The 3,255-nt window shown below is 52.0% G+C and carries 4 protein-coding genes; 2 read left to right on the top strand and 2 right to left on the bottom strand.

Features of this window, described 5'->3' with window-relative positions:
* Positions 1 to 177 precede the first annotated feature (177 nt).
* On the bottom strand, positions 178 to 918 hold the full coding sequence (locus tag CPT76_RS12885; protein ID WP_219845418.1) for an SDR family NAD(P)-dependent oxidoreductase: 741 nt from the start codon (positions 916 to 918) through the stop codon (positions 178 to 180).
* A 147-nt stretch (positions 919 to 1,065) separates the two neighbouring features.
* On the opposite strand from CPT76_RS12885, the gene CPT76_RS12890 reads away from it, so the two are divergent.
* Positions 1,066 to 1,959: a LysR family transcriptional regulator gene (locus CPT76_RS12890; protein WP_105443207.1), complete on the top strand. Its 894-nt coding sequence runs from the start codon at positions 1,066 to 1,068 to the stop codon at positions 1,957 to 1,959.
* A 99-nt stretch (positions 1,960 to 2,058) separates the two neighbouring features.
* Positions 2,059 to 2,715: an NADPH-dependent F420 reductase gene (locus tag CPT76_RS12895; RefSeq protein ID WP_105443208.1), complete on the top strand. Its 657-nt coding sequence runs from the start codon at positions 2,059 to 2,061 to the stop codon at positions 2,713 to 2,715.
* Between the two features lie 99 nt (positions 2,716 to 2,814).
* Here CPT76_RS12895 and CPT76_RS12900 read toward each other — a convergent pair.
* Positions 2,815 to 3,255 (bottom strand): GNAT family N-acetyltransferase (locus CPT76_RS12900; RefSeq protein ID WP_105443209.1); only part of this gene is annotated, 441 nt, incomplete at its 5' end.

Below are 3,255 nucleotides of genomic sequence, written 5' to 3' on the forward strand. Positions count from 1 at the left end.
AATAAAAAAACGTCTATCGACGTACCTTCACAGAAGACAGACCGCCTCTAAAGGAAGTTTTTCTTGCAATATCAGGAAGCCATGGCTCTGGAGTTTATACTTTCTGATATTAAAAAAAGCGCCCTGGTTTAGGGCGCTAGCGTGTATATGTGTTGGCCATATCCTGCATGAAAGACGTCATCTCCCAAAAAGCCATCCGCCGTTGACGTTCAGAATTTCTCCAGTGACATAAGATGCATCCGGCGAAATCAAGTATAAGACCGCGGCGGCTACCTCGTCCGGCGTCCCCGGACGTCCGGCGGGAATACTCGGGATCAACTGCTGCAGTTTATCCTCACGGTGGCCAAAACCGGTATCCGTAATCAAGCCTGGAGCCACGGCATTCACCGTTATCCCTCTGACGCTCAGCTCTCGGGCTGCAGCGTACGTAAGGCCATGGAGCCCGGATTTCGAGGCGGCGTATGCCAGGGACCCGGGGCCGCTTCCACCTGTAAACGCCCCGATCGAGCTGATATTGACGATCCTGCCGCCCGGACTTGCCAGATATGGTGCTGCGGCAGCCGTCATCAAAAATGCCCCCTTCAAGTTCACGCCAATAATGTCATCCCAGAACCGTTCGGAATCCTCAAGAGGCACTCCGGTAGAAACGGCCTCACCCATGAATCCCGCATTGTTAATCACTATATCTAAACGTCCGTTTTGGTGGACTACCTCCTCGACGGCCCGCTGTACATCTTCACGACGGCGTACATCCGCTTGTACCCATGAAGCGCCTTCGCCCAGCCGCTTACATGCTTCCCTCAGGGAAGCTTCGTGTCTGCCAAGGATCATGACACCGATTTCTTCTTGTATGAGCCTTTGAGCAATCGAGAATCCGATTCCACTGCTTCCGCCAGTTACGATCGCTGTACGTTTCATTGGAGTCATCTTGATCACCTTTCCCTTCGCCATGTGTGTGACATTGGATGAATTGTATTGTAATATCAATCCAATCATAAGTGAAATATCGGTTTTATATTTCTGTAATAAGTTTTACTTATTAAAAAAGGGAATTGGAGGATCGTTATGGAACTGCGGCAGCTCAAATATTTCGTCACTTTGGCCGAGGAGCTGCACTTCGGACGGGCAGCCGATCGGGTGGGCATCGCCCAGCCTGCACTTAGTCAGCAGATTCGCCAGCTCGAACAGGAGCTAGGCGGGGCCTTGTTTATCCGTACCAAACGAAGTGTTTCCCTGACAGCGGCCGGAGGTTTATTTTATGAGGAAGCCAGAAACTTGCTCCACCACGCGGATCGTGCCGTGGACAAGGTTAGGAGCGCATTGTCGGGGATGATCGGAGACCTCAGGATCGGATTCGTGGAATCCGCAACTTGGGACATTCTTCCTCAGGTCATTTCTGCGTACCGTCAAACATATCCCAAAGTCCAAATCACACCATGCCATTTACATTCATCTTCCCAAATCGAAGCCCTGTTGGATGGCACGCTTAGCATCGGTATTACAGGTATTCCCGTGAACGAGCCGCTTCTTATGTCATACTCCATCCGGAGCGAGCCTTTCTGGGTCGCACTCCCTCCCGAACATCCTTTGGGTAACCGCCATACTGTGCATATCGGCGAATTAAGCAGGGAATCGTTTATTACTACCAACCGGGAAGTAGGAAAGGTTTATTATGATACCATGATTCAAATATGCATGGAGGCTGGGTTCAGTCCAGCCATTGTTCAAACAGCCGACGAAATGCATACGTTGTTGTCGCTCGTTTCATCGGGTCTCGGCATTGCCCTGATTCATGAATCTGCCCGGCATTTACGCACCGATCTCACATATAAGCCTGTACTTGGAGTTAGCCAATCCGCATACAGGATGTCTTTTGTATGGAAAAAGGACCACATCTCTCCTCTATTGCGAGGCTTCTTGGATACCATGCAAAAGCTCTACCCGCAGCAGGATCATTAATTTGGAAAAAAATAGTTTGCAGCGCTTTACATCGATAACTGTTTTTGTTACAGTTTATTTGATGATATACAACTAATTCGGGAAAGGAAGTCGGAATAAATGAAAATTGCGATTATCGGTGCCGGAAATATCGGAGGAAATCTCGCCCGCCGCCTGACCAAACTCGGACATGAAGTGTCCATCGCCAATTCGAGAGGCCCACAAACCTTGGCTGCACTTGCTGAAGAAACGGGAGCAGCGCCCAAGGAAGTCACGGAAGTGGCGCAGGGTGCAGAAGTGGTCATTGTGACGATTCCTCAGAAAAACATTCCTGACCTTCCTGCCAGAATCCTCGACCATACTGCTCCAAATGCCGTGATTATCGATACGGGGAACTATTACCCCCGTCAGCGCGACGGTCTCATCGCGGAAATTGAAGCAGGTCTGCCGGAGAGCCGCTGGGTGGAACAGCATCTGAAGCGGCCGGTGAATAAAGCTTTTAACGGCATATCCGCACAAAATCTGCTGGAACGCGGTCTGCCGAAGGGCAGCCCTGGACGTTTGGCCCTGCCGGTGGCTGGAGACGATCCCGCCTCTAAGCAGGTCGTGCTTGACCTGATTGAAGAACTTGGCTTTGACGCCATCGACGCCGGCGGACTGGATGAGTCCTGGCGCCAGCAGCCGGGTACGCCAAGCTACCGCGAGCACGACGCCGACAGCCTTCGCCAAGCGTTGGCGGAAGCAAGCCCCGAGCGCCTAGCGGAGTTTAGAGCTTGATCGCCATATAAACAGAACAAAAATCCCCTTTGTCTCCACCATAACGGAGATAAGGGGATTTTTTCTTTATGCCGCGGTATCGGATTACCTTGCCGAAGACTATACAAACACTTTTTCAAAAGCCGGAAAGCCCGCTTCCCGTCCCGGATAGTTCACTTCACCACGCTGATCGTAGCCGAGACCCCGATACAGCTTGAGGGCAGGCGCATTTTTGGCGTATGTATCAAGCCGGATGCTTTTGTATCCATTCTCTTGGGCAAACTGTTCCGCAAAAGCAACCAGCTTACGCGCGATTCCTTGCCCCTGGGCCATCGGATCCACCGCGATCCGGTGCATCATCAGATGCGGCCCTTCCGTCTCCGTCCAAGGTATCTTGTCATACTGCTCGTCTTGATGTTGATCCAGCACCATGATGCCCAGGATCCGCCCGTCGCCTTCCGCTGCGAACAGTGTCCCCCGGCTCAGATCTTCCCCGATGACATCCCGGTTCGGATACTCGTCGTCCCATTGGTCGCTGCCGCCTTCCTGCATGACCTGAAC

The organism is Paenibacillus sp. AR247, from assembly GCF_002968895.1.
Classification (GTDB): Bacteria; Bacillota; Bacilli; order Paenibacillales; family Paenibacillaceae; genus Paenibacillus_AQ; species Paenibacillus_AQ favisporus.

Coding starts and splice junctions, on each gene's coding strand:
- CPT76_RS12885 (WP_219845418.1), bottom strand. CDS start 918: ATGAAACGTACAGCGATCGTAACTGGCGGAAGCAGTGGAATCGGATTC.
- CPT76_RS12890 (WP_105443207.1), top strand. CDS start 1,066: ATGGAACTGCGGCAGCTCAAATATTTCGTCACTTTGGCCGAGGAGCTG.
- CPT76_RS12895 (WP_105443208.1), top strand. CDS start 2,059: ATGAAAATTGCGATTATCGGTGCCGGAAATATCGGAGGAAATCTCGCC.